The organism is Haloferax sp. KTX1 (genome assembly GCF_902410085.1).
GTDB lineage: Archaea > Halobacteriota > Halobacteria > Halobacteriales > Haloferacaceae > Haloferax > Haloferax massiliensis.
Window position 1 is genome coordinate 1 of record NZ_CABPRH010000344.1, and the last position, 391, is coordinate 391.

Annotated in this window: 1 pseudogene; it reads left to right on the forward strand. The window is 60.9% G+C overall.

The annotated features are described in order from the left end of the window. Window positions 1-391 (forward strand): annotated as a pseudogene (locus tag FY251_RS22970) (PGF-CTERM sorting domain-containing protein); the annotation flags it as partial.

Sequence of the window (391 nt, forward strand, 5' to 3'; positions counted from 1 at the left end):
CCAGATCACCGTCGAGAATTCTTTCGATAACATCAGCGGTGTTGGGACGGTTGAGAGCAACACTGGACTGGGGAGTTTCACCCTCTCCGAGAACCAGTCGATACCTGCAATCGGGTTGCAGGGGCTGTTCGGCACGGTGGTTTCCGAGGCCGAATCGGACGCTAGCGGGGACGTTATCCATGCCTCTGCAACGATTGTCAGCGGTGACGCTGACGCCAACGTGACGGTCCAGACCCTGGATTCTTGGCCAAACGGTGCGTATCAGTACGTCCACGTCGCAGTCGGTAACGAAACCGGGACTCTCAACTCGGATACCGGCACGGTGGCAGTGAGTCCGGGCGGCGGCCCTGATAATGGTGGTGGCCCGGGCAACGGTGGCGGTCCCCCGGAC